We start from the raw sequence: 24,330 nt of genomic DNA on the forward strand, positions 1-24,330 counted from the left end.
CGATCGTTCAGGTCGGTGTCCCCCTCTACCTCTGGGAGAGGGCTGGGGTGAGGGGCAGTGATAGAGAGAACAGCGATCAACTCAAGCCGACTACCCGACAACTAACCTAAAGCCCACCCCTTTAACGCCGATAACACGGCATCAAAGGTTTCTGGCGATTTCCACTCTCGCCCCACAGAAGGTTCTTATGTCCTCCACCAAAGCCCGCGCAGATTCACTTTCGCTTCTGCTGTTTACCTTGCGCAGCGGCAAGCTGATGGCGATCAACCTGCTGAAAGTCAGTGAAATCATCCCCTGCCCGCCGCTGACCAAGCTGCCGGAGTCGCACCCGCACGTCAAAGGCATCGCCTCCCTGCGCGGTGCCTCTTTGTCGGTGATCGACCTCAGCCGCGCGATCGGCGAACGGCCGCTGGAGGATCCCAACGGTGGCTGCCTGATCGTCACCGATGTCAGCCGTTCCAAGCAGGGTCTGCACGTGCAGGCGGTGAGCAAGATCGTCCACTGCCTGACCACCGACATCAAGCCACCACCTTTCGGCTCCGGCGGCTCGCGCGCCTACATCACCGGCGTGACCTCGGTGGACGGCACGCTGGTGCAGGTGCTGGATATCGAAAAAGTCATCCACAGCATCGCCCCGGCGCAGATCGAAATGGCGCCGACCGACCTGACCATGGAAGACGCTGAAGTGCTCGGCAACGCGCGCATTCTGGTGGTCGATGACAGCCAGGTGGCCCTGCAGCAATCGGTGCACACCCTGCGCAACCTCGGCCTGCAATGCCACACCGCGCGCAGTGCCAAGGAAGCCATCGACTGCCTGCTCGACCTGCAAGGCACCGCGCAGCAGATCAATCTGATCGTCTCTGACATCGAAATGTCGGAAATGGACGGCTATGCCTTTACCCGCACCTTGCGTGAAACCCCGGACTTCGCTCACTTGTACGTCTTGCTGCATACCTCGCTCGACAGCGCGATGAACAGTGAAAAAGCTCGCCTGGCCGGTGCCAACGCGGTGCTGACCAAGTTCTCCTCGCCGGAGCTGACCCAACGTCTGATCGAAGCCGCCAAGCACGTCGCGGCCAACGGGCACTGAGTCTTGGCCGAGACGTTTTGCTTTCTGCTGCGCCGCGACTTGAGTGGACCTCTGCCGGATGCTCAGCGGCCGGACGGGATTGAGCTGTCCGTCTACCGCGAGGAGCTGGCGCCGGCGGTGCATCAGTTGATGTACCTCGGACATCTGGAAGGTGGCGGTCGAGTGCCGTCACTGGACGATTGGCAGCGGCGCTTTGCCAGCGACCCTGAATACGATCCAGCGCTGTGTTTCGTCGCCTGCGATGCCGAGGGTGTGGTGGGCGTGGCGCAGTGCTGGACCAGTGCGTATATCAAGAATCTGGTGGTGCACCCGCGAATGCAGGGCCGGGGGCTTGGACGCGCGTTGTTGCTGCATGCCTTCAGCGTCTTTCAACAGCGGCGCGAGGGATTTGTCGATTTAAGGGTTCTGGAGGACAACCTGCGGGCGCGGCGGTTGTATGAAAATGCCGGGATGGTTGTGGTTCGGCGCGAGCCTGTGCCCGACTGATCTACCGCTTTCGCGAGCAGGCTCGCTCCCACAGGTGGATTGCATTTCAAACTGTGGGAGCGAGCCTGCTCGCGAAGGGCAGCACTGGCAACTTCCGCTATCCGACAGACTCCAACCTTGGCCATAACCAAGGATGCCCCAACCATGAAAGCCATCACCCTGGCGCTGCTCAGCCTCATCGCCCTCGCCTCCCAGGCCCATGCCTCCAGCCCCGACGCCTGGGCTGCCTATGACAAGACCGTCCTCGCCAGCTGCACCAAGGCCAGCGGCCTGAAAAACGTCAAACCGGTCGGCACACCGGCGCAATTCGACGACCGCGTCGGTTACACCGCCGTTCTGCTGCAAGGCCAATACCCGCAAAAACACATGAAAGGCCAGCAAGGCAGCGAGCTGTGCCTGTACAACAAACAGTCGAAAACCGCGTACGTCACCGAGTGGGATTCGATTCGCCCGACCGCCAAACCTCAGTGAATGGCGCACAACTTGCTTCGACCCGGCCCTGTGCGGTGGTTTTCCGCCACCGTTTCACACCCTGATTGAAGACAGATCGCTCAATGAATACGACGTTTTCCTGCGTAGGTTGCGGCAAATGCTGCACCGATCACCATGTCCCGCTGACGCTCGCCGAAGCCCGCATGTGGGCGGCGGATGGCGGTCAGGTGATCGTGCTGGCCGAGGCTTTTCTCGGCAATGGCCTGGGGCTGCCAGCGCAACAGCGCGAACATGCCGAGCGCCGTTCGGCGGTGGTCCGCAGTGGCACTACTGATGCTCACGTGGCGATCACCTTTGCCGCCTACAACGTCGGCCCCTGCCGGAATCTTGACGACGAAAAGCGCTGCCGGATCTACGAGCGTCGCCCGCTGGTGTGCCGGATTTACCCGGCGGAAATCAATCCGCACATCCCGCTCAATCCTGCTGCCAAGGATTGCCCACCGCAGTCCTGGGAACAGGGACCGGAGCTGATCGTGGGGGGCGAGTTGGTTGATCGGGAACTGCTGGAGTTGATTCAGCGTTCGCGTCAGGCGGATCGGGATGAGATCAAACTCAAGGATGCGATCTGCGCAATCCTGGGAATTCGCACCACGGCGCTCAAGGGCGACGGGTTCACCGCGTACTTGCCGAACATGGATGCCTTTGCGGCAGTGATCGACCAAGTGAGCGCGCAACCGCTAGCGGCGCAAACCAGTGAATGGCTGTTTCATTTGTCCGGCGATGACGTGGCCGGACAGGTGCTGGCTGCGGGTGGGCAGGTGGTGACTGAACCGGCGCAGACTTATGCGTTTATTTCATTGCGCGCGGCTTGATCTGACATTTGTGCTGTAGCGGCTGTCGCATTCGCGAGCAGGCTCGCTCCCACATTGGATCTGCGCCAAACACAAAACCTGTGGGAGCTAGCCTGCTCGCGAAGAGGCCAGCACAAGCACCATCGCTTTCCGATGTCAGCGCTTGCCCATCGACCGACGCGTCCCCGGCGGCGCCATGCCCGGGGTTTTGGTGTGGCCATTCTTCGCGCCATTCTTGTACCACGGCTGATTCGAGCCTTTCGCCGAGGCAAGCTCGCCCGGCTTGAACGGGAACTTGAACGCCGGGATCTCGGCCTTGGTTTCGCTGGCATCAGCCACTTCAGCCGGGACGTCGCTCACAGCGTCGTCAACCGGCGGTTGGGTCGGGGAAGTCATAAAAGCTCCGGGAACAAAAAGTCGGCCCGATCAGTGAGCCGCAAAGGCGCGCAGTATACCTGTGCGCTCTGGCTCGGCATCTGAAGATTTGCACCGTGCGCTGAACGGTTTTCCCCTCACCCTAACCCTCGCCCTGGGGAGGGTTAGGGTGAGGTGTTTACTCGAGGTTCGCCGACATGGGATACCGAGTCGAACTCAGGTTCGAAAAGCCCACAAATCGGCTCCCTCTCCTTGGGGAGAGGGCTGGGGTGAGGGGCGAATCCAACACAAGAGCATCGCCGCACACTGCTACTCCCCATCTATACAAACGAAACTGACAATCCTGACAGCCAGCCGTCACCCTGCCGACCGCCTGAGCGGTTTATAACTGGTCAATCTGCCCAAACTCCAGACTTCGGCGCCGCGCATGTCCATCCAGAAAAACAAAATCCTGCTGGCCACTCTCCTGATTCTGCTGGCAGCCGCCGGCCTGTGGTTCGCGCTGAAACCGGCGCCGGCCAAACTGGCCAGCCCGACCGCCATTCCTGTGCGGGTGGTGACGGTCAGCGCCAAAGACGTGCCGCGTTACACCAGCGGCATCGGCTCGGTGCTTTCGTTGCACAGCGTGGTAGTGCGTCCGCAGATCGACGGCATTCTGACGAAAATTCTGGTCAAGGAAGGCCAACTGGTCAAAGCAGGCGACCTGCTCGCGACCATTGACGACCGCTCGATCCGCGCCAGCCTCGACCAGGCCCGAGCGCAGTTGGGCGAAAGCCAGGCGCAGTTGCAGGTCGCGTTGGTCAATCTCAAGCGCTACAAATTGCTCAGCGTCGACGACGGCGTGTCGAAGCAGACCTTCGACCAGCAGCAAGCGCTGGTCAACCAGCTCAAAGCCACGGCACAAGGCAATCAGGCCTCGATCGATGCGGCGCAGGTGCAGCTGTCCTACACGCAGATTCGCTCGCCGGTCACCGGGCGCGTCGGTATTCGTACGGTCGATGAAGGCAACTTCCTGCGCATGACCGACACCCAGGGCCTGTTCACCGTCACGCAGATCGACCCGATCGCCGTCGAGTTCTCCCTGCCGCAGCAGATGCTGCCGACCCTGCAGAGCCTGATCAGCGACCCGCAACGCGCCCCGGTCAAGGCGTACATCGGAGCCGATACTGATGGCGAAACCGGCAATCTGCTCGGCGAAGGTCATCTGACCCTGATCGACAACCAGATCAACGCCAACACCGGCACCATCCGCGCCAAGGCCGAGTTCGCCAATGCCAGCCAGAAGCTCTGGCCGGGTTTGCTGGTGACGGTAAAAATTCAGACGGCTGTGGATAAAGATGCGCTGGTGGTTCCGCCCACCGTCGTACAGCATGGCCTCGAACAACACTTCGTTTACCGCGTGAAGGACGACAAGGTCGAGGCAGTGCCGGTACAGATGATTTATCAGGGCAGCGGTCAGGACATCATCAAAGGCGTCAACGCCGGTGACGTACTGGTGACCGACGGCCAGTCGCGGCTCAAGCCCGGGGCGAGCGTGCAAATCATGAGCGAGCCACCGCAAGTGGTACAGGCGGAGCCCAAGCCATGAACTCGCACAAGGGCATCTCGACCTGGTGCATCGATCACCCGGTAGCGACGATTTTGCTGACGTTCGCTCTGGTACTGGTCGGCGTAATTGCCTTTCCGCGTTTGCCGATTGCGCCACTGCCGGAAGCGGAATTTCCTACGATCCAGGTCTCTGCACAGTTGCCCGGCGCCAGCCCCGACACCATGGCTTCCTCGGTGGCGACGCCGCTGGAGGTGCAATTCAGCGCCATCCCCGGCATGACCCAGATGACCTCGAGCAGTGCGCTGGGCTCAACTCTGCTGACCTTGCAGTTCACTCTCGACAAAAGCATCGACACCGCCGCCCAGGAAGTGCAGGCGGCGATCAATACCGCCGCCGGCAAGTTGCCCAAAGACATGCCGACGCTGCCAACGTGGAAGAAGGTCAACCCGGCCGATAGCCCGGTGCTGATCCTCAGCGTCAGCTCGACGCAAATGCCCGGCACCGAACTCAGCGACCTGGTGGAAACCCTGCTCTCGCGTCAGATCAGCCAGATCGACGGCGTCGGCCAGATCAACATCACCGGTCAGCAACGCCCGGCGATCCGAGTGCAAGCCTCGGCGGACAAACTCGCGGCGATTGGCCTGACGCTGGCCGACATTCGGCTGGCGATTCAGCAGACCAGCCTCAACCTGGCCAAAGGTGCGTTGTACGGCGAATCGAGCATTTCCACGCTGTCGACCAACGACCAGTTGTTCCACCCCGAGGACTACAGCGAGCTCATCGTTTCCTACAAGGATGGCGCCCCGGTTCACCTGCGCGATGTCGCCAACGTCGTCAACGGTGCGGAAGATGCCTACGTGCAGGCTTGGGCCGGAGATCGACCTGGTGTGAATCTGGTGATTTTCCGCCAGCCTGGCGCCAACATTGTCGAGACCGTTGATCGCATTCAGGCCGCCCTGCCCGGCCTCGAAGCGATGCTGCCGGCCTCGGTGCAGGTGAAAACCCTGATCGACCGCACGCAGACCATTCGCGCCTCGCTGCATGAAGTGGAAATCACTTTGCTGATCGCGATCCTGTTGGTGGTCGCGGTCATGGCGCTGTTCCTGCGCCAGTTGTCGGCGACGCTGATTGTCTCGGCGGTGCTCGGTGTCTCGCTGATCGCCAGTTTCGCCCTGATGTACGTCCTCGGCTTCAGTCTGAACAACCTGACGTTGGTGGCGATCGTCGTCGCGGTCGGCTTCGTCGTGGACGATGCGATCGTGGTGGTGGAAAACATCCATCGCCATCTCGAGGCCGGCGATGATATGCGCGAGGCGGCGATCAAGGGGGCCGGCGAGATTGGCTTCACCGTCGTTTCGATCAGTTTCTCGCTGGTGGCGGCGTTTATTCCGCTGTTGTTCATGGGCGGTGTGGTCGGGCGCCTTTTCAAGGAATTCGCCCTGACCGCGACATCGACCATCATGATTTCCGTGGTGGTCTCGCTGACGTTGGCGCCAACCCTTGCTGCGCTGTACATGCGCAAACCGGTGCATCACGCCAGCGCCAAACCGGGTTTCAGCGAGCGCTTGCTCGGCTGGTACGAAAAAGGCCTGCGCCGCGCCCTCGACCACCAGAAACTGATGATTGGTGTGTTCGGTTTATCGTTGGCGCTGGCTGTTGCCGGTTACATCTTTATTCCCAAGGGTTTCTTTCCGGTGCAGGACACCGGATTTGTCCTCGGCACCACCGAAGCCGCTGCGGATATCTCCTACGGCGACATGGTGAAAAAACACTTGGCGATGGCCGAAATCGTTGCAGCCGATCCGGCGGTGCAGGCGTTTTCGCACTCGGTCGGGGTTTCCGGCAGCAACCAGACCATCGCCAACGGGCGCTTCTGGATCGCCCTGAAAAAACGTGGCGATCGCGATGTCAGCGCCAGCCAGTTCATCGATCGCATCCGCCCGCAACTGATGAAAGTCCCCGGCATCGTCCTGTATCTGCGCGCCGGGCAGGACATCAACCTAAGCTCCGGCCCCAGCCGTGCGCAGTACCAATACGTACTCAAGAGCAATGACGGCGCGACCCTCGCCACCTGGACCCAGCGCCTGACCGAGAAACTGCGCAGCAACCCGGCGTTTCGCGACATTTCCAACGATCTGCAACTGGGCGGCAGCATCACCCATATCAGCATCGACCGCAGCGCCGCCGCGCGTTTCGGCCTGACCGCCAGCGATGTCGACGAGGCGCTGTACGATGCATTCGGCCAACGGCAGATCAATGAATTCCAGACCCAGGTCAACCAGTACAACGTGATTCTGGAACTGGATACCAAACAACGCGGCAAGGCCGAAAGCCTCAACTATTTCTATCTGCGCTCGCCGCTCAGTGGGGAAATGGTGCCGCTGTCGGCGCTGGCCCGATTTGACGCGCCAACCATCGGCCCGCTGTCGATTGCCCATGACGGTATGTTCCCCGCCGCCAATATGTCATTCAACCTCGCCCCTGGCGTGGCATTGGGCGATGCGGTGATTCAGCTCAATCAGGCCAAGGCCGAGATCGGCATGCCCACCGCGATCAGCGGCAATTTCCAGGGCGCGGCGCAGGCGTTCCAGAGTTCGCTGGCCAGCCAGCCGTGGCTGATTCTCGCGGCGCTGGTGGCGGTGTACATCATTCTCGGCGTGCTTTATGAAAGCTTCGTCCACCCTCTGACGATCATCTCGACGCTGCCGGCTGCAGGTTTGGGTGCGGTGATCATGCTGTGGATCTGCGGCCAGGACTTTTCGATCATGGCGTTGATCGGGCTGGTGCTGCTGATCGGTATCGTCAAGAAGAACGGCATCCTGATGATCGACTTCGCGCTTGAAGCGCAGCGCCAGCGCGGTCTGCCGCCGCAGGAGGCGATTTTCGAGGCGTGCATCACCCGGTTCCGGCCAATCATCATGACCACCCTCGCCGCCCTGCTCGGTGCGTTGCCGCTGATGCTCGGTTACGGCACCGGCGCCGAACTGCGCCAGCCGTTGGGCATTGCCGTGGTCGGTGGTTTGCTGGTCAGCCAGATGCTGACGCTGTTCACCACGCCGGTCATATACTTATGGCTCGAGCGGCTGTTTCACCGGCACTCACACCCACCAGCCGCAAAGCCCGCAACGGCACTGGCGACCACAGACTGAGGCGGTCATGCGCGTTCTGATTATCGAAGACGAAGAAAAAACCGCGGACTATCTGCACCGTGGCCTGACCGAACAGGGCTACACCGTGGACCTTGCCCGCGACGGCGTCGAAGGCCTGCATCTGGCACTGGAATGCGACTACGCCGTGATCGTCCTCGACGTCATGCTGCCGGGGCTCGATGGCTTCGGCGTACTGCGCGCATTACGTGCGCGCAAGCAGACCCCGGTGATCATGCTCACCGCCCGCGAGCGCGTCGAAGATCGCATCAAGGGCCTGCGCGACGGCGCCGACGATTACCTCGGCAAACCGTTTTCCTTTCTCGAACTGGTCGCCCGCCTGCAAGCGCTGACCCGGCGCAGCGGCGGCCACGAACCGGTGCAAGTGACCATCGCCGACCTGTGGATCGACCTGATCAGCCGCAAGGCCACCCGCGCCGGCACGCGCTTGGACCTGACGGCGAAAGAATTTTCCCTGCTCAGCGTGCTCGCCCGGCGCCAAGGCGAAATTCTCTCGAAAACCGCCATCGCGGAAATGGTCTGGGACATCAATTTCGACAGTGACGCCAACGTCGTCGAAGTCGCGATCAAACGCCTGCGGGCCAAGCTTGACGGGCCGTTCAACGAAAAACTGCTGCACACCATTCGCGGCATGGGTTATGTGCTGGAGAGCCGTGGTGTCCAGTAACTCGATTGCCTTGCGCCTCAGCGGCATGTTCACGCTGGTGGCGCTAGTGGTGTTTCTGTTGATTGGCGGCGCGCTGTATCAACAGGTCGACAAGGGCTTGGGATTGTTGCCCGAAGCCGAGCTGGATGCGCGGTACAGCGTGCTCGAATCCACCGTCGGGCGTTATGGCACGCCGGAGCATTGGGTGAAGATCAACAACAAGCTCAAACTGCTCGGCGAGGAAGACAAGCGCATCAGTTTCTGGATCAGCAGCGGTGATCCGCGCTACGAGTACGGCAACCTTACGCCGCAGATTCGCGCGGCCATCAACGGCCCGTTGGGCATGCACGATCTGCAACTGCCCGATCAGCCCTACCCGCTGAAAGTGCTGGTCAGTCAGTTCCCCGCCAAGGATCAGCGCCCGCCGTTGCGTTTCATGATCGGCATCGACACCGAGACGCTGCATCAGACCCAGCATCACTTGCTCATCGCCCTGATCAGTCTGGCGATTGTCGGGGTGCTGCTGGCCTCGGCATTGGGCTATTGGGTCGCAAGAATCGGTCTGAAGCCGCTGATCAAACTGTCGCAGGAAGCCCAGCGTCTGGCCCCACCACTGCGCGCCGGACGCTTGCGCCTGTCGCCGCTGCCGCCGGAACTGGAACAGTTTGTCGAGTCGTTCAACTCGACCCTGGAACGGGTCGAACTGGCCTATTCACGGCTGGAATCGTTCAACGCCGACGTCGCCCATGAACTGCGTTCGCCGCTGACCAACCTGATCGGCCAGACCCAGGTCGCACTGACTCGCGGGCGCTCCGCCGAACACTATTTCGAAGTGCTGCAATCCAATCTCGAAGAGCTTGAGCGACTGCGCTCGATCATCAACGACATGCTGTTTCTGGCCAGCGCCGATCAAGGCAACAAGGCGACCAAACTGACCTCGACGTCAATGGCTGATGAGGTGGCGACGACACTGGACTATCTGGATTTCATCCTTGAAGACGCGCAGGTTGAAGTGCAGGTCAGCGGCGATGCGCAAGTGCAGATCGAGGTCGCGCATCTGCGTCGGGCGTTGATCAATTTGCTGAGCAACGCTGTGCAGCATACCGAACCGGGCCAGGTGATCGAGGTGCGCATCGAGGTTGAAGAACACCAGGTGAGCATTGGCGTGGCCAATCCCGGGACTCCGATTGCCAGCGAGCATCTGCCGAGGTTGTTCGAACGGTTTTATCGGGTCGATGCCTCGCGTAGCAACAGCGGCAATAACCACGGCCTGGGGCTGGCGATCGTCAAGGCGATTGCGCTGATGCATGGCGGGGATGTGTTTGTGCGCAGTGATCGGGGCATGAACACCTTTGGCATTCACCTTCCGGTCTGAATGCTCAGCCAAGCCCTGTGGCGAGGGGATTTATCCCCGCTCGGCTGCGCAGCAGTCGCAAATCCTGTGCACAAGGTCCAAGAATCTTTGAGGCTGGAATTCTTGGGGCCGCTTCGCAGCCCAACGGGGATAAATCCCCTCGCCACAGGCCACCATCACGCACAGACCGGGTTGTTACCCGTGCCGATCTTTGCTTTTGCTGTAACAGTCATTTATGAAAATCGCGCTGTTTCCCAACCCTCGGCAACCTTATCTTTGCCCGCACCAAACAGCACTCGCCAAGCGAGAAGGTTTTCAAGATGTCCAACAGTATGGGTATTGCCAGCGCATTCGTTTTGTCCTCATTGATCCTGTCGTCGATGGCGATGGCTGAAGAATCGCAAGCGTTCGTGGCGCACAACGTCGCGCGCGCACAGGCATTCGATCAGCATCAGGCCGAAGTGATGGCCAAGGCTCAAGACGCGACGCAATCCCCGCAAGCCGCTACTTCCCAGGCTCAAGCGCTCGAGAAAGACAGCTGAGTCTCACCGCGAAAGGTTTCCCTCGACGCGGTTGTTTGGCTCTTCCCGTTCAACCGTCGTCACTCCAGGCCGCTGCCATTCAGCGGCCTTTTTTCGTTGTGGTCTGAAAGCCGTCTGGCGCGTCTGAAAAAACAAGAAACATCAAGCCGCTCATGAACCAGAGCGGCCCGCTGACCCAAGGAGCTCCACCGCACGTGTTTTACCCTGCCTGCCTCACCCCGCTGTTCATTGCAATTGCCGCAACGATTGCTTCCGCCGCCCACGCCGACGAGCTCGCTGAACAAAGTTTCGTCGAAGGCTCAAGCCTCAGCCTCAATGCCCGCAACTACTACATGAATCGCAACCGCTTGCAGAAAGCGGACGACAACATTGAATGGGGGCAAGGTTTTCTCGGGGTTTTCGAATCGGGTTATACCGAAGGCACGGTCGGCTTCGGCGTCGATGTTCATGCCATGCTCGGCTTGAAACTCGATGGCGGAGGCGGTACCGACGGTTCGAGCATCCTGCCGATCAGCGACGGCAACGGCAAAGCGCCGGGCTCGTTTTCAACCGCCGGCGGGACCCTGAAGCTGCGAGCATTCGATACCGAACTGAAGGCCGGTGACCTGTTCCTCACCAACCCGGTGATTGCCGGCGGCGACACGCGGATGCTGCCGCAGACCTTTCGTGGCATCAGCCTGAGTAACCGCAGCTTCGACGGCTGGCTGATCGAAGGTGGCCAGGCCAGTTTCACCAAGCCGTATAACCAGAGCGGTCATACCCGAATCGGCACGTCCTACGGCACGCTCGCCGATGGCGATGACAGCCAACACTTGAACTGGGCCGGAGTGGCCTGGAGCGGCGTTGAAGGCCTGACGAGCAGCCTTTACGCGTCCGAGCTCAAGGACATCTGGAACCAGTACTACTACGACCTCGACTACACCTGGCACTTGAACGATGTGATAAGCCTCAACCCGGGCGTGCACTTCTACCACACGCAAGACACCGGTGATGCGCTGCTCGGCGATATCGACAACAACACCTGGAGCGCGCATCTCACCGTCGGCATCGGCAGCCACAGCGTCACTGCCGCCTATCAGCGGGTCAACGGCAACACGCCGTTCGACTACATCAGCCAGGGCGACAGCGTTTACCTCGACAACTCGCAGCAGTATTCGGACTTCAACGGCCCGAACGAACGCTCCTGGAAGCTCAAGTACGCTTACGACTTCACTGGCCTCGGCATGCCCGGATTGACCTCGGCGCTGTCCTATTCACGCGGCACGGTGGATCTGACCAAAGCCGACCCGAACAGCGCAGGCTATTCCAGCTGGTACAGCGCCGACGGCCATAACGCCAAGCATTGGGAACGCGACATCGATTTGCAGTACGTCGTGCAAAGCGGCCAGGCCAAGGATCTCGCGGTGCGCCTGCAATGGGCCACCAACCGTGGCGGCAACGGCTACGGCGCGATTGATTCGGATACAGATGAATACCGCGTGATCATCGACTACCCGGTCGACGTCTTCTAAGATCGGCGCTGCGTTTTTCAGATCCTGTGATCTACCCTGTGGGAGCGAGCCTGCTCGCGAAAGCTGATTGTCAGTCAACATCTGTGTTGAATGACACACCGCTTTCGCGAGCAGGCTCGCTCCCACAGGTTCGTCCGGCGTCAGCCCAACTAAGCTTATGAAACCACTCCAACCGGCTCCCCATCATGATCGCCAGCCGCACGCCCTCCATCACAGGCCTTACCGGTCGCCCCGAGCGCCTGCTGATCCTTGGCAGCCTGTTGACCGTGATTGCGATGGTGTGCATCGTCACCTTCCTGCTGATCCGCGAGTACGCCAGTGCGCAGGAAACCGCCACCCGTCGCGCCACCACGATTGCGCAATTGATCGATGCCGATGTGCTGCGCACCGTCGAGCTGTACGACCTGACGCTGCAAGGCCTGATCGCCGCCGCTCAGCGTGACGACCTGCAGAACGTCTCGCCGCAGATCCGTCATCTGGCACTGTTCGATCGCTCTGCCACCGCGCGTTTCAAGGGCGACATCCTCCTGCTCGACAAGCATGGCGAGGTGATCGCCGACTCCTCGCGCATCGAAGCGAAACCGGGCAATTTCGCCGATCGCGATTATTTCCTCTCCCATGCGTTCAACCGTGACATGGGCATGTTCATCAGCCGCCCGTTCAAGACCCGTTGCGATTGCGAAGAGGCCGATCAGTGGCGGATCAGCTTCAGCCGGCGCATCTCCTCGCAGACCGGTGAATTCCTCGGCGTAGCGGTTGCGTCGCTGAAACTCGACTACTTCGACGACCTGTTCAAAAGCCTCGACATCGGCACCGACAGCACACTGAACATCATCAACAGCGATGGCGTGCTGCTCGCGCAGAAGCCCTATTTGCAAAGCGATTCGGTCGGCAGAAGCTTCGGCAACCGCCCGAATGTCGTGCGGATTCTCAACGATCGCGATGGCAGCGGCAGTTTCATCAGTACCTCGAGCATGGATAAACAACGCCGGCTCTATACCTACTCGCGGGTCGGCAATCTGCCGTTGACGGTGATGGTCGCGCTGTCCAGCGAGGAGGTGTTCGGCACTTGGCGGCGCACGGCGATCCTGATCAGCGGCGCCACCGGCGTGTTGTGCTTGGGCCTGTTGTGGCTGACGTGGCTGCTCGCCCGGGAACTGCGTTTGCGCCATCGCGCCGAACGCGAACTGGCGCAACTGGCTGCCACCGATGATTTGACCGGCGTTGCCAACCGACGCATGCTCGATCAGACCCTGCGCCACGAATGGTTCCGCGCGCAACGCTCGGGCCAGCCACTGTCGGTGATGATGATCGATGCCGACCACTTCAAGGCATTCAATGATCGCCATGGCCATCAGGCTGGGGATCAGGTGTTGCGTGAACTGGCCAAGGTAATCACCGCGAACGTGCGACGCCCGGCGGATCTGGTCGCGCGGTATGGCGGTGAAGAGTTTTCGGTGATTCTCGCCGAGACCGACAGCGCCGGGGCGCAACAGATCGCCGAGCAGATCCGCCAGGCTGTGGAAAAATTGCCATGGGTTGAAGGCGCTGAGCGGGCGATGACGGTGAGTATCGGCATCGCCACATGGACGACGGCGAGCGAGATGACCCTGGAGCAGTTGCTGTTTGCAGCGGACAAGGCGCTGTATCAGGCCAAGGAAGGCGGGCGCAATCGCGTTGTAGTGTCAATTTAAAGTCAAAAGATCGCAGCCTTCGGCAGCTCCTACATCTGGAATGCGTTCCCCTGTAGGAGCTGCCGAAGGCTGCGATCTTTTGATCTTTTAAAGGGCATAAAAAAAGGCCATCCGAGGATGGCCTTCAAAAAACTAGAGAGGTTTTTTACTTACACCGCCGCAACAGGGCGCATGTAAGAGATCGGTGCGGTGCTGGCGTCTTCGAACGTCACCACTTCCCAAGCATCTGTCTGCTCAATCAATTTGCGCAGCAGCTGGTTGTTCAGTGCATGACCGGACTTGAAGCCTTTGAACTCACCAATCAGGCTGTTGCCCAGCAGGTACAGGTCGCCAATCGCATCGAGGATCTTGTGCTTCACGAATTCGTCTTCATAGCGAAGGCCGTCTTCGTTCAACACGCCATCAGCGTCGACCACGATCGCGTTTTCCACGCTGCCGCCGAGTGCGAGGTTGTGCTTGCGCAGGTACTCGATGTCACTCATGAAACCAAAGGTACGGGCGCGGCTGACTTCTTTTACGAACGAAGTGCTGGAAAAATCCACGCTTGCACTCTGGGTGCGGTCCCGGAATACCGGGTGATCGAAATCGATCTCGAAGCTCACCTTGAAGCCTTCGAAAGGGACGAAAGTGGCGCGCTTGTCGCCGTCTTCCACTGTCACTTCACGCAGGATGCGGATGAATTTCTTGGCGGCGTCCTGTTCTTCCAGGCCTGCCGATTGAATCAGGAATACGAAGGGTCCAGCGCTGCCATCCATGATCGGGACTTCGGACGCGGAGAGCTCGACGTAGGCGTTATCGATGCCCAGGCCAGCCATGGCCGAGAGCAAGTGCTCTACCGTGTCCACTTTGACGTCGCCATTGATCAGCGTCGTCGACATAGTGGTTTCACCGACGTTTTCCGCGCGGGCAGGAATCTGCACCACAGGGTCGAGGTCAGCGCGACAAAACACAATGCCAGTGTCGACAGGCGCAGGCTTGAGGGTCAGATAGACCTTCTCGCCGGAATGCAGGCCTACACCTGTGGCACGGATAATATTTTTCAGTGTGCGTTGTTTAATCATGGCTTGGGCCGCTTCAGCGCAAATTGCGAACTGGTATCAACAAAGGCTGGCGATGATAGCAGACCATGCCTTTGCTGAACACCAATCACCTTCATAGCCCTGATACATTCCATCAATCGGCCTGACGACGCAGGAATGCCGGAATGTCCAGGTAATCCAGGTCATCCTGCGGATTCATCTTCGCGGCAGCCGCAGCACCGGCCTGAGCCTGGTTGCGCATGACGGTCGGACGGTCCAGATCACGGTAGTTCACTGCAGGCTGCTCCTGACGGGCCGGAGCCGGTTGTTGCACCTGCGCCGAAGCCATGGAGGTGTGAACGGTGTTGTCGATGACCTTTACAGGCTTCTCGATTTTCGCGCCCAGACCGGTGGCAACCACAGTCACGTGCAGCTCGTCGCGCATGTCCGGATCGATAACGGTACCGACCTTGACCATCGCGTGCTCGGAAGCGAAGGCTTCGATGATCGAACCCACGTCGGAGTACTCACCCAGGGACAGGTCAGGACCGGCGGTGATGTTCACCAGAATGCCGCGCGCGCCTTGCAGGTTGACGTCTTCCAGCAGCGGGTTGCGGATTGCCGCTTCGGTGGCTTCACGTGCACGATTCGGACCGCTGGCGCAGCCAGTGCCCATCATCGCCATGCCCATTTCGCTCATCACGGTGCGTACGTCGGCGAAGTCGACGTTGATCATGCCCGGACGCTTGATGATGTCGGAGATACCGCGAACGGCACCGGCCAGGACATCGTCAGCCTTGGCGAAAGCCGACAACAGGCTTGCGTCTTTGCCGAGAATGGTCAGCAGTTTTTCGTTCGGAATGGTGATCAGCGAGTCGACGCTTTCCGAAAGCATGCGAATGCCTTCGTCGGCAATCTGCATACGCTTGCGGCCTTCGAACGGGAACGGACGCGTCACGACCGCAACGGTCAGGATGCCCATTTCCTTGGCCACTTCGGCGATGATCGGCGCTGCACCGGTACCGGTACCGCCGCCCATGCCAGTGGTGATGAACACCATGTTGGTGCCGGCCAGCACTTCAGCGATGCGCTCACGGTCTTCCAGAGCGGCTTGACGGCCGACTTCAGGATTGGCGCCGGCACCCAGGCCCTTGGTCACGCCGGTGCCCAGTTGCAGGATGGTCCGCGCGCCGATGTTTTTCAGCGCTTGAGCATCGGTGTTGGCGCAGATGAACTCAACGCCTTCGATGTTGCTCTTGACCATGTGATTGACAGCGTTGCCGCCGCCACCGCCGACACCGATAACTTTGATTACCGGGCTTGCGGGGATGTTGTCTACGAGTTCGAACATTTTCCCTCTCCTTACATTCTCTAGTTTTTTCGCCTACTGCTGTTTGTTGCGGTGTTGCGGTAAAGCTTTTAAAAATTGCCCTGAACCCACTTTTTCAGTCGGTCCAGCAGCGGCGCCTGAGGCTCTTCGCTGCTGTAGCTGTCGCGGCTGCCGATGCCGGAGAACGAAACTCCATCGGACTGCTTTTGCAGGCCGTACATCAACAAACCGACGCCAGTGGAATAAATCGGGTTGCGCACCACGTCATCCAGACCTTTCACGCCATGCGGCACACCAAGGCGCACCGGCATGTGGAAGATTTCTTCGGCCAGTTCGGTGGCGCCTTCCATTTTCGAAGTACCGCCGGTGAGCACGATGCCCGCCGGGATCAGGTCTTCGTAGCCGCTGCGACGCAGCTCGGCCTGGATCAAGGTGAACAGTTCGTCGTAACGCGGCTCGACCACTTCGGCCAAGGCCTGACGCGACAGCTCACGCGGTGGACGGTCGCCAACGCTCGGCACCTTGATGGTTTCACCGGCACCGGCCAGTTTGGCCAGGGCGCAGGCGTAACGGATCTTGATCTCTTCGGCGTACTGGGTCGGGGTGCGCAACGCCATGGCGATGTCGTTGGTCACTTGATCACCGGCAATCGGGATCACCGCGGTGTGACGGATCGCGCCTTCGGTGAAGATCGCGATGTCGGTGGTGCCGCCACCGATGTCGACCAGGCACACGCCCAGTTCTTTCTCGTCGTCGGTGAGGACCGAGTAGGCCGAGGCCAGTTGCTCGAGAATGATGTCGTCGATTTCCAGACCGCAGCGACGCACGCATTTTTCAATGTTCTGTGCAGCGTTGACGGCGCAGGTGACCACGTGAACCTTGGCTTCCAGACGCACGCCGGACATGCCCAGAGGCTCGCGCACGCCTTCCTGGTTATCGATCACGTAATCCTGCGGCAGAGTGTGCAGCACGCGCTGGTCAGCCGGGATCGCCACGGCCTGAGCGGCGTCGAGCACACGCTCAAGGTCAGCCGAGCTGACTTCGCGATCACGGATCGCGACGATGCCGTGGGAGTTCAGGCTGCGGATGTGATTGCCCGCAACGCCGACGAACGCCGAGTGAATGCGGCAGCCGGCCATCAGCTGGGCTTCTTCGATCGCGCGCTGGATCGACTGCACGGTGGATTCGATGTTGACCACCACGCCCTTCTTCAGGCCGCGGGACGGATGCGTGCCGATCCCGACGATTTCCAGCTGGCCGTCGTCCGCGACCTCGCCTACCAGCGCCACCACTTTGGAGGTGCCGATATCCAGACCGACGATCATTTTGCCGCTTTGCACGTTTGCCATGGGTCCTGCCTCTTCTTAATTCTTTGCGACAGCGGGTTGGGCTGTCGTTGGCGCTACGGGTTCCCGCCAGCCAACAGCGAGGCCGTTGGCGTAGCGCAGATCGATGCGCGCAATGTTCGTAATCTGCTCTTTCAGCGTCTTGTCATAGATGGCGATAAAGCGGCGCATCTTTTCCACCAGGTTGCCGCGTCCCAGCAGCAACTCTATGCCGGGGCCGGAACTGCCGGCACCGGTGGTCAGGAACCAGCTGCCGCGTTCACGCAATTCCAGGCGTGCAATCGAAAAACCCAGCGGGCGCAACATCTGGCTCAGCACCTGATACTGCTGCATCACCTGCTGCTGAGCCCGTTGTGGGCCGAACAGCTGCGGCAGGTGTTCGTAGTTCGCCAGTTCCTTGGGCGTGAACGCCTGGCCCTGGTTGTTGAGTAACGACTCGTCGCCCCAACGCGCCACCGGCAATTGCTCTTCGAGGCGGATCACTACCTGATCCGGCCACACCCGACGCACTTCGGCGTGGGCGATCCACGGCATCTGCTCGAGCTCGGTACGCATACCGGCGAGGTCGATGGTGAAGAAGCTCGACGCCACGAACGGCGCGATCCGCTGCTGCACCGCCTGCTGGCTGATGTAGCTGAGGTCGCCCTGCACCGCGATCTTGCTGATCGGCCGGTCGGCGTACGGCAGCAGACGCTGCGCGCCTTCGTAGGTGCCAAAGCCCAGCGCCACCAGCAGCACTGGCCAGAACAGGCTTTTCAGAAAGCTGAAATTGGCTTTCGGCAGGCGCGCGGACATCGGCTCTTTCGCCACCATTCGGCTGGCACCCCGCGGCACCGGCTTGCGGCCGGGTGCGGGTGGCTGATGTCTGAGATGAGCGCCTTGCATGGTCTTAACCTCGCGCCTCTGTTGCGCCTGCGTCTTCAACGCTGGCGGCCAGAATGGCCAGAACCAGTTGCTGGAAATCCAGACCGGCAGCCCGCGCCGCCATCGGCACCAGGCTGTGATCGGTCATGCCCGGTGCGGTATTGACTTCGAGGAACCAGAACTGCCCGTCGGCGTCCTGCATCACGTCCGCCCGACCCCAACCGGCGATACCCAGCGCCTCACAGGCCTTGGCCGTGAGTTCCATGAGTTCCTGTTCCTTGGCCGCGTCCAGCCCGCACGGAATGCGGTACTGGGTATCGTTGGCGATGTACTTGGCGTCGTAGTCGTAAAATGTGTGCGGTGTACCCAGGGCGATTGGAGGCAACACCTGGTCACGCAGGGTGGCGATGGTGAACTCCGGACCTTGAATCCATTGCTCGACCAACACTTGCGAATCGTAGGTACTGGCCGCTTTCCATGCGTCGATCAACTCGGACGCAGAATTCACTTTGGCCATCCCGATACTTGAACCTTCATGCGCCGGTTTGACGATCAAAGGCAAGCCCAGTTCCGTCGCCGCCGAAATACAATCGGCTTCGCTGCACAGCACGGCGTGACGCGGCGTCGGAATGCCAAGGCTGTGCCAGACCTGCTTGGTGCGCAGTTTGTCCATCGCCAGTGCGGAAGCAAGAATGCCGCTGCCGGTGTACGGGATGCCCGCGCACTCGAGCAGGCCCTGCATGCTGCCGTCTTCACCGCCGCGACCGTGGAGAATGATGAACGCACGGTCGATCTTTTCGCTGAGCAGACGCTGCAGGAAGTCTTCACCGACATCGATGCCGAACGCATCGACGCCAGCGCTTTGCAGCGCCTCGAGCACGGCGTTGCCGGATTTCAGCGAAACCTCACGCTCGGCACTCAGGCCACCGAAGAGCACGGCGACGCGGCCGAAGTCTTTCGGCGCGATGGTGGAGAACAGCTTGGCGTAGGCAGCAGTCATTTCAACTTCCCCTCGACCGGCGCCGCCACGGCGCCGGCGAACAATTCACTTTTCAACAGCTTCGGCGCGAGACCGCCGATGTCACCAGCGCCCTGGCACAACAGAATGTCGCCGGCGCGCAGCAGCGGCTTGACCAGCGGCGCCAGGTCAACGCCACGCTCGATGTAGATCGGGTCGAGCTGACCGCGCTGGCGGATGCTGTTGCACAGCTTGCGGCTGTCGGCGCCAGGGATCGGCTCTTCGCCGGCCGGATAGACTTCCATCAGCAGCAGCACGTTGGCGTCGGCCAGTACATTGACGAAGTCGTCGTACAGATCACGGGTGCGGCTGTAGCGATGCGGCTGGTAGACCATCACCAGACGACGCTCCGGCCAGCCACCGCGCACGGCTTTGATCACCGCAGCGACTTCGGTCGGGTGGTGACCGTAGTCGTCGACCAGCATCACGTTGCCGCCGTCCACCGGCAGCTCGCCGTAGACCTGAAAGCGTCGACCGACGCCCTGGAAGCCTGACAGGCCCTGAACGATGGCTTCATCGCTGACGCCTTCGTCGGTGGCGATGCAGATGGTCGCCAGCGAGTTGAGCACGTTGTGGTTGCCGGGCATGTTCACCGACACATCCAGCGGCTCGCGATCCGGGCGCAAGACGGTGAAGAAGGTCTGCATGCCCTGCTGACGGACATTGATCGCGCGCACATCGGCGTCTTCGCTGAAGCCGTAGGTCACGGTCGGACGCTTGACCAGCGGCAGGATTTCGCGCACCACCGGATCGTCCAGGCACATCACCGCCAAACCGTAGAACGGCAGGTTGTGCAGGAACTCGACGAAGGTTTTCTTCAGTTTGTTGAAGTCACCGTCGTAGGTCGCCATGTGGTCGGCGTCGATGTTGGTGACCACGGCCACCAGCGGCTGCAGATGCAGGAAGCTCGCATCGCTTTCGTCGGCTTCGGCGATCAGGTAACGGCTGGTGCCAAGCTGGGCATTGGTGCCCGCCGCGTTCAGACGACCACCAATCACGAATGTCGGGTCCAGACCACCGGCCGCGAACACCGAAGCGATCAGGCTGGTGGTGGTGGTTTTGCCATGGGTACCGGCGACGGCGATACCGTGGCGATAGCGCATCAGCTCGGCGAGCATTTCTGCGCGCGGCACCACTGGAATGCGGCGTTCAAGGGCAGTCGCCACTTCCGGGTTGGACGTGTTCACTGCGCTCGACACCACCAGCACGTCGGCGGTAGCGGCGTTCTCGGCACGGTGACCGATGAAGATCTGCGCGCCAAACGATTCCAGGCGCTCGGTGACCGGCGAGGCTTTCAGGTCGGAACCGGAGACTTGATAGCCCAGGTTCAACAACACTTCAGCGATACCGCACATGCCCACGCCGCCGATGCCGACGAAGTGGATGCGACGGATGCGGCGCATTTCCGGTTGTGGCATGGCTTTCTGATTCTCAACCATGGGCCACCTCCAGACAGGTATCGACCACGCTACGGGTGGCATCGGGTTTGGCCAGTCGGCGGGCCGCTTGGGCCATTGCTTCGAGTCGTTGCGGTTGCATCAAGACCTCTGTCAGGCGCGCGGCAAGATCCGCGGCACCAGTCGTTCTTTGCGGCATCAGGAAGGCAGCGCCTTCGCGGGCCAAATAATCGGCGTTGCGGGTCTGGTGATCGTCGATCGCGTGGGGCAAGGGCACCAGCATCGAGGGCAGACCGGCGGCCGCCAGCTCACTGATGGTCAACGCGCCAGCGCGGCACACCACCAGGTCAGCCCAGCCATAGGCCTGGGCCATGTCTTTGATGAACGGCTGCACCTGCGCTTCCACACCCACGGCGCGGTAACGCTCGGCAGTCACTTCATCGTGATTTTTGCCGGCCTGATGAAACACTTCCGGGCGCAGGTCGGCAGCGACTTGGGCCAGGGCTTCAGGCAGCAATTTGTTCAACGGTTCTGCGCCCAGGCTGCCGCCAAGGATCAGCAAACGCGCTTTGCGCCCGGCCAGTGCCGGTCGCGATGTGTCGAGGAACAGCTCGCTGCGCACCGGATTACCGGTGGTACGGCGGCTGTCCGACAGAGTAAAGGTGTCGGGGAACGCTTCACACACTCTGGCGGCGAACGGCACCAGCAACCGATTGGCGGTGCCGGCGACAGCGTTCTGCTCGTGAACGATCACTGGCACGCCGGCCAGTTTTGCGGCAAGACCGCCGGGGCCGGTCACGTAACCGCCGAAGCCAACCACGCACACCGGTTTCAGGCGGCGCATGATCGCCCGCGCCTGCCACACCGATTTCAGCAGCATCAGCGGCGCCTTGAGCAGCGACAGCTTGCCCTTGCCGCGCAGACCGCTGGCGTTGATCCGGTGCAGTTCAAGCCCAGCCGCCGGAACCAGTTCGTTCTCGATGCCGCGTGGAGTGCCGAGCCAGTGCACGGTGTAGCCGCGCGCCTGAAACTCGCGGGCACAGGCCAGCGCCGGGAACACGTGGCCGCCGGTACCGCCGGCCATGATCAATACGTTAGCGCCCATGAGTCGGCTCCTCGGCGAAGTCGCTCTCCTGGAATTCCATCTCTTCGCTGCCCAGGTGGGTCCGACTCTCCCACTCGATGCGCAGCAACAGGCCCAGACAGGCGCAGCAGATCACCAGCGAGCTGCCGCCGTAACTGAGGAACGGCAAGGTCAGACCTTTGGTTGGCAGCAGGCCGACGTTCACACCGATGTTGATCAGGAACTGACCAATCCACAGGAACGACAAGCCGTAAGCCACGTAAGCGGCGAAGAACTGCTTGGCCTTCTCCGCCCACAGGCCGATGTACATGCCGCGAATACACACGAACACGAACAGCGCGACGGTGCACAACGAACCCACGGCGCCCAGTTCTTCGGCAAGTACCGAGAACACGAAGTCGGTGTGCGCTTCCGGCAGATAAAACTGTTTCTGCACGCTGTTGCCCAGGCCGACGCCCAGCCACTCGCCGCGACCGAAAGCGATCAAGGCCTGCGACAACTGATAGCCGGCACCGAACTGGTCGGCCCACGGGTCGGCGAAGTTGGTCAGACGCGCCATTCGATACGGCTGCATCTGAATCAGCAGAACCACCGCGCCAACCGCCAGCACCACCATCAGCGAGAAGCGGAACAGCCCGACCCCGCCAAGGAACAGCATCGCCGCCGCCGCGCCCATCATGACTACGGTGGCACCGAAGTCCGGTTCCATCAGCAACAGACCTGCCATCGGCAGCAGGACGATGAACGGCTTGAAGAAGCCCATCCAGCTCTCGCGCACTTCTTTCTGCCGGCGCACCAGATAACCGGCGAGGTAGATCACCACGAACACCTTGGCGATTTCCGACGGCTGCACGTTGAAGAAGCTGAAACCGATCCAGCGCATCGAACCGTTCACTTCGCGGCCGATGCCGGGGATGATCACCATCACCAACAGGCCGAACGCACCGATCAGCATCATCCAGCCGAGGCGCTGCCAAGTGGCGATCGGGATCATCATGGTGACAATGCACGCGCCCAGACCCAGCACCACATAGATAAGGTGGCGAATCATGTAATACAGCGGACTGCCCGACTGAGCCGCCGCCACTTCGGTGGACGCCGAAGCGATCATGATCAGGCCGAGACCGAGCAGCGCCAGGCAACCGGCGAGCATCGGGAAGTCGAGGTCGATGCCACGCCCGGTGATCAGCGGCGACGGGTACGGCTTGATGATGTTTCTCAGGTTCATGCCAGTTCCTCCACAGCGCGGACGAACTGGTGACCACGGTCTTCGTAATTCTTGAACATGTCGAAACTGGCGCAGGCCGGCGACAGCAGCACCACATCGCCCGGTTGGGCAGCGGCGCGGCATTGCGCGACGGCGTCGACCAGCGAGGTCGCGCGGATCAGCGGCACGGCATCGCCAATGGCTGCGCCGATCTTGTCGGAGTCGCGGCCCATCAGGACCACAGCGCGGCAGTTGGCCGCCACCGGATCGCGCAGATCGTTGAATTCGGCGCCTTTGCCGTCACCGCCGGCGATCAGAATGACCTTGCCGTCGATGTCCGCACCGAGGCCTTCGATCGCGGCCAGAGCGGCGCCAACGTTGGTGGCTTTGGAGTCGTTGTAATAAGCCACGCCGTCGAGATCGCGCACCCACTGGCAGCGGTGTTCGAGCCCGGCAAACGTGCGCAGCGCCGCGAGCATGGCGTCGAACGGCAGACCCACAGCGTGCCCCAGTGCCAATGCGGCGAGAGCGTTGGACTGGTTATGCGCACCGCGAATCTTCAGTTCACGCACGGGCATCAGGTTCTGGAATTCGAAGGCGAGGTACTTCTCGCCGTCTTCTTCGCGAATGCCGAACGCTTTGAAATCCGGTTTGCTCAGGCCAAAGGTCAAGCATGGCTGACCTTCACCGATCAATGGACGGCTCAGGGCGTCCTGACGGTTGACCACAAACTGCTTCGCGCCCCGGAAGATCCGGTGCTTGGCCAGGTGATAGGCCGGCAGACCGCTGTAGCGATCCATGTGGTCTTCGCTGATGTTCAGCACGGTGGCGACTTCGGCGTTGAGCTGGTCGGTGGTTTCCAGTTGAAAACTCGACAGCTCCATCACATACAACTCGACGTCATCGCTGAGCAGGTCCAGCGCCGGGGTGCCGAGGTTGCCGCCAACGGCGACGCGTTTGCCCGCCGCAGCCGCCATCTCGCCGACCAGCGTGGTCACGGTGCTTTTCGCGTTGGAGCCGGTGATCGCGACGATCGGCGCCCGCGCGTAACGCGCGAACAACTCGATGTCGCCAGACATTTTCACGCCACGGGCAGCGGCGGCTTGCAGGGCCGGAGTCGCCAGCGCCAGGCCGGGGCTTACGTAGAGCTCGTCGGCACGGCAGAGGAATTCGACGTCCAGCTCGCCACAACGCACTTCCACGTGCGGATAGTCACGCTTGAGCGTGGCCAGTTCCGGTGGATTTTCCCGCGTGTCGGCCACAGCAAACGACGTGCCCCGGTTCGCCAGGAAGCGAACCAGGGACATGCCGCTCTTGCCGAGGCCGACAACGATGCGGAAGTGGTCAGAAGCGATCAGAGACACTCGT

General features: G+C 61.1%; 21 protein-coding genes. 11 read left to right on the top strand and 10 right to left on the bottom strand.

The window, feature by feature from the left end; all coding sequences use genetic code 11:
• Positions 1-187: 187 nt before the first annotated feature.
• The 4 genes from ASG55_RS21455 (at position 188) to ASG55_RS21470 (ending at position 2,880) form a co-directional block, all read left to right on the top strand.
• The gene (locus ASG55_RS21455; RefSeq protein WP_016773296.1) at positions 188-1,090 is read left to right on the top strand and encodes a chemotaxis protein CheV; all 903 of its coding nucleotides are present in this window, start codon (positions 188-190) and stop codon (positions 1,088-1,090) included.
• Positions 1,091-1,093: 3 nt separating this feature from the next.
• On the top strand, positions 1,094-1,576 hold the full coding sequence (locus ASG55_RS21460) for a GNAT family N-acetyltransferase (protein WP_056790189.1): 483 nt from the start codon (positions 1,094-1,096) through the stop codon (positions 1,574-1,576).
• Positions 1,577-1,720: 144 nt separating this feature from the next.
• Positions 1,721-2,047 carry a hypothetical protein gene (locus ASG55_RS21465; RefSeq protein WP_056790191.1) on the top strand — a complete coding sequence of 109 codons (327 nt, stop codon included), beginning with the start codon at positions 1,721-1,723 and terminating at the stop codon, positions 2,045-2,047.
• 83 nt (positions 2,048-2,130) lie between these two features.
• A complete protein-coding gene (locus ASG55_RS21470) occupies positions 2,131-2,880 on the top strand; it encodes a YkgJ family cysteine cluster protein (RefSeq protein WP_056790195.1) in 750 nt (249 codons plus the stop codon).
• Between the two features lie 135 nt (positions 2,881-3,015).
• On the opposite strand, the gene ASG55_RS21475 is transcribed toward ASG55_RS21470, so the two are convergent.
• The gene (locus tag ASG55_RS21475; protein WP_016773292.1) at positions 3,016-3,255 is read right to left on the bottom strand and encodes a hypothetical protein; all 240 of its coding nucleotides are present in this window, start codon (positions 3,253-3,255) and stop codon (positions 3,016-3,018) included.
• 406 nt (positions 3,256-3,661) lie between these two features.
• Between ASG55_RS21475 and ASG55_RS21480 the strand changes: the two genes are divergently transcribed.
• The 7 genes from ASG55_RS21480 to ASG55_RS21510 all read left to right on the top strand — a co-directional run bounded on the left by ASG55_RS21480 (position 3,662) and on the right by ASG55_RS21510 (position 13,697).
• Complete coding sequence (locus tag ASG55_RS21480) at positions 3,662-4,822, top strand: efflux RND transporter periplasmic adaptor subunit (protein WP_056790196.1); 1,161 nt, start codon at positions 3,662-3,664, stop codon at positions 4,820-4,822.
• Positions 4,819-7,932, top strand: a complete 3,114-nt coding sequence (locus ASG55_RS21485) for a multidrug efflux RND transporter permease subunit (protein WP_056790200.1) — start codon at positions 4,819-4,821, stop codon at positions 7,930-7,932. The genes ASG55_RS21480 and ASG55_RS21485 overlap by 4 nt, the downstream gene beginning before the upstream one ends.
• Before the next feature lie 7 nt (positions 7,933-7,939).
• Positions 7,940-8,617, top strand: coding sequence for a heavy metal response regulator transcription factor (locus tag ASG55_RS21490; protein ID WP_016773287.1), 678 nt, complete (start codon positions 7,940-7,942; stop codon positions 8,615-8,617).
• Complete coding sequence (locus tag ASG55_RS21495; RefSeq protein WP_056790204.1) at positions 8,607-9,971, top strand: heavy metal sensor histidine kinase; 1,365 nt, start codon at positions 8,607-8,609, stop codon at positions 9,969-9,971. Before ASG55_RS21490 ends, ASG55_RS21495 begins: the two co-directional genes overlap by 11 nt.
• A gap of 299 nt (positions 9,972-10,270) precedes the next feature.
• The gene (locus tag ASG55_RS21500) at positions 10,271-10,492 is read left to right on the top strand and encodes a hypothetical protein (protein ID WP_056790206.1); all 222 of its coding nucleotides are present in this window, start codon (positions 10,271-10,273) and stop codon (positions 10,490-10,492) included.
• Positions 10,493-10,686: 194 nt separating this feature from the next.
• The gene (locus tag ASG55_RS21505; protein WP_056790365.1) at positions 10,687-12,003 is read left to right on the top strand and encodes an OprD family porin; all 1,317 of its coding nucleotides are present in this window, start codon (positions 10,687-10,689) and stop codon (positions 12,001-12,003) included.
• A gap of 185 nt (positions 12,004-12,188) precedes the next feature.
• Positions 12,189-13,697, top strand: a complete 1,509-nt coding sequence (locus ASG55_RS21510; protein WP_056790208.1) for a sensor domain-containing diguanylate cyclase — start codon at positions 12,189-12,191, stop codon at positions 13,695-13,697.
• Positions 13,698-13,846: 149 nt separating this feature from the next.
• On the opposite strand, the gene lpxC is transcribed toward ASG55_RS21510, so the two are convergent.
• The 9 genes from lpxC to murD form a co-directional block, all read right to left on the bottom strand.
• Positions 13,847-14,758, bottom strand: a complete 912-nt coding sequence (gene lpxC / locus ASG55_RS21515; protein WP_007916984.1) for a UDP-3-O-acyl-N-acetylglucosamine deacetylase — start codon at positions 14,756-14,758, stop codon at positions 13,847-13,849.
• A 112-nt stretch (positions 14,759-14,870) separates the two neighbouring features.
• Positions 14,871-16,067, bottom strand: coding sequence for a cell division protein FtsZ (ftsZ, locus tag ASG55_RS21520; protein WP_016773283.1), 1,197 nt, complete (start codon positions 16,065-16,067; stop codon positions 14,871-14,873).
• A gap of 68 nt (positions 16,068-16,135) precedes the next feature.
• The gene (gene ftsA / locus ASG55_RS21525; protein ID WP_016773282.1) at positions 16,136-17,395 is read right to left on the bottom strand and encodes a cell division protein FtsA; all 1,260 of its coding nucleotides are present in this window, start codon (positions 17,393-17,395) and stop codon (positions 16,136-16,138) included.
• A gap of 15 nt (positions 17,396-17,410) precedes the next feature.
• Entirely contained in the window at positions 17,411-18,277 is an 867-nt protein-coding gene (locus ASG55_RS21530) for a cell division protein FtsQ/DivIB (protein WP_039761388.1), read from the bottom strand.
• Positions 18,278-18,281: 4 nt separating this feature from the next.
• The gene (locus tag ASG55_RS21535) at positions 18,282-19,256 is read right to left on the bottom strand and encodes a D-alanine--D-alanine ligase (protein ID WP_016773280.1); all 975 of its coding nucleotides are present in this window, start codon (positions 19,254-19,256) and stop codon (positions 18,282-18,284) included.
• Positions 19,253-20,713: a UDP-N-acetylmuramate--L-alanine ligase gene (murC, locus tag ASG55_RS21540; protein WP_039761387.1), complete on the bottom strand. Its 1,461-nt coding sequence runs from the start codon at positions 20,711-20,713 to the stop codon at positions 19,253-19,255. Before murC ends, ASG55_RS21535 begins: the two co-directional genes overlap by 4 nt.
• Complete coding sequence (murG, locus tag ASG55_RS21545) at positions 20,706-21,776, bottom strand: undecaprenyldiphospho-muramoylpentapeptide beta-N-acetylglucosaminyltransferase (RefSeq protein WP_016773277.1); 1,071 nt, start codon at positions 21,774-21,776, stop codon at positions 20,706-20,708. The genes murC and murG overlap by 8 nt, the downstream gene beginning before the upstream one ends.
• On the bottom strand, positions 21,766-22,983 hold the full coding sequence (gene ftsW / locus ASG55_RS21550; protein WP_016773276.1) for a putative lipid II flippase FtsW: 1,218 nt from the start codon (positions 22,981-22,983) through the stop codon (positions 21,766-21,768). Before ftsW ends, murG begins: the two co-directional genes overlap by 11 nt.
• Complete coding sequence (murD, locus tag ASG55_RS21555) at positions 22,980-24,326, bottom strand: UDP-N-acetylmuramoyl-L-alanine--D-glutamate ligase (protein WP_056790211.1); 1,347 nt, start codon at positions 24,324-24,326, stop codon at positions 22,980-22,982. The genes ftsW and murD overlap by 4 nt, the downstream gene beginning before the upstream one ends.
• Positions 24,327-24,330 lie beyond the last annotated feature (4 nt).

This window comes from Pseudomonas sp. Leaf434 (assembly GCF_001425545.1).
Taxonomy (GTDB): domain Bacteria; phylum Pseudomonadota; class Gammaproteobacteria; order Pseudomonadales; family Pseudomonadaceae; genus Aquipseudomonas; species Aquipseudomonas siliginis.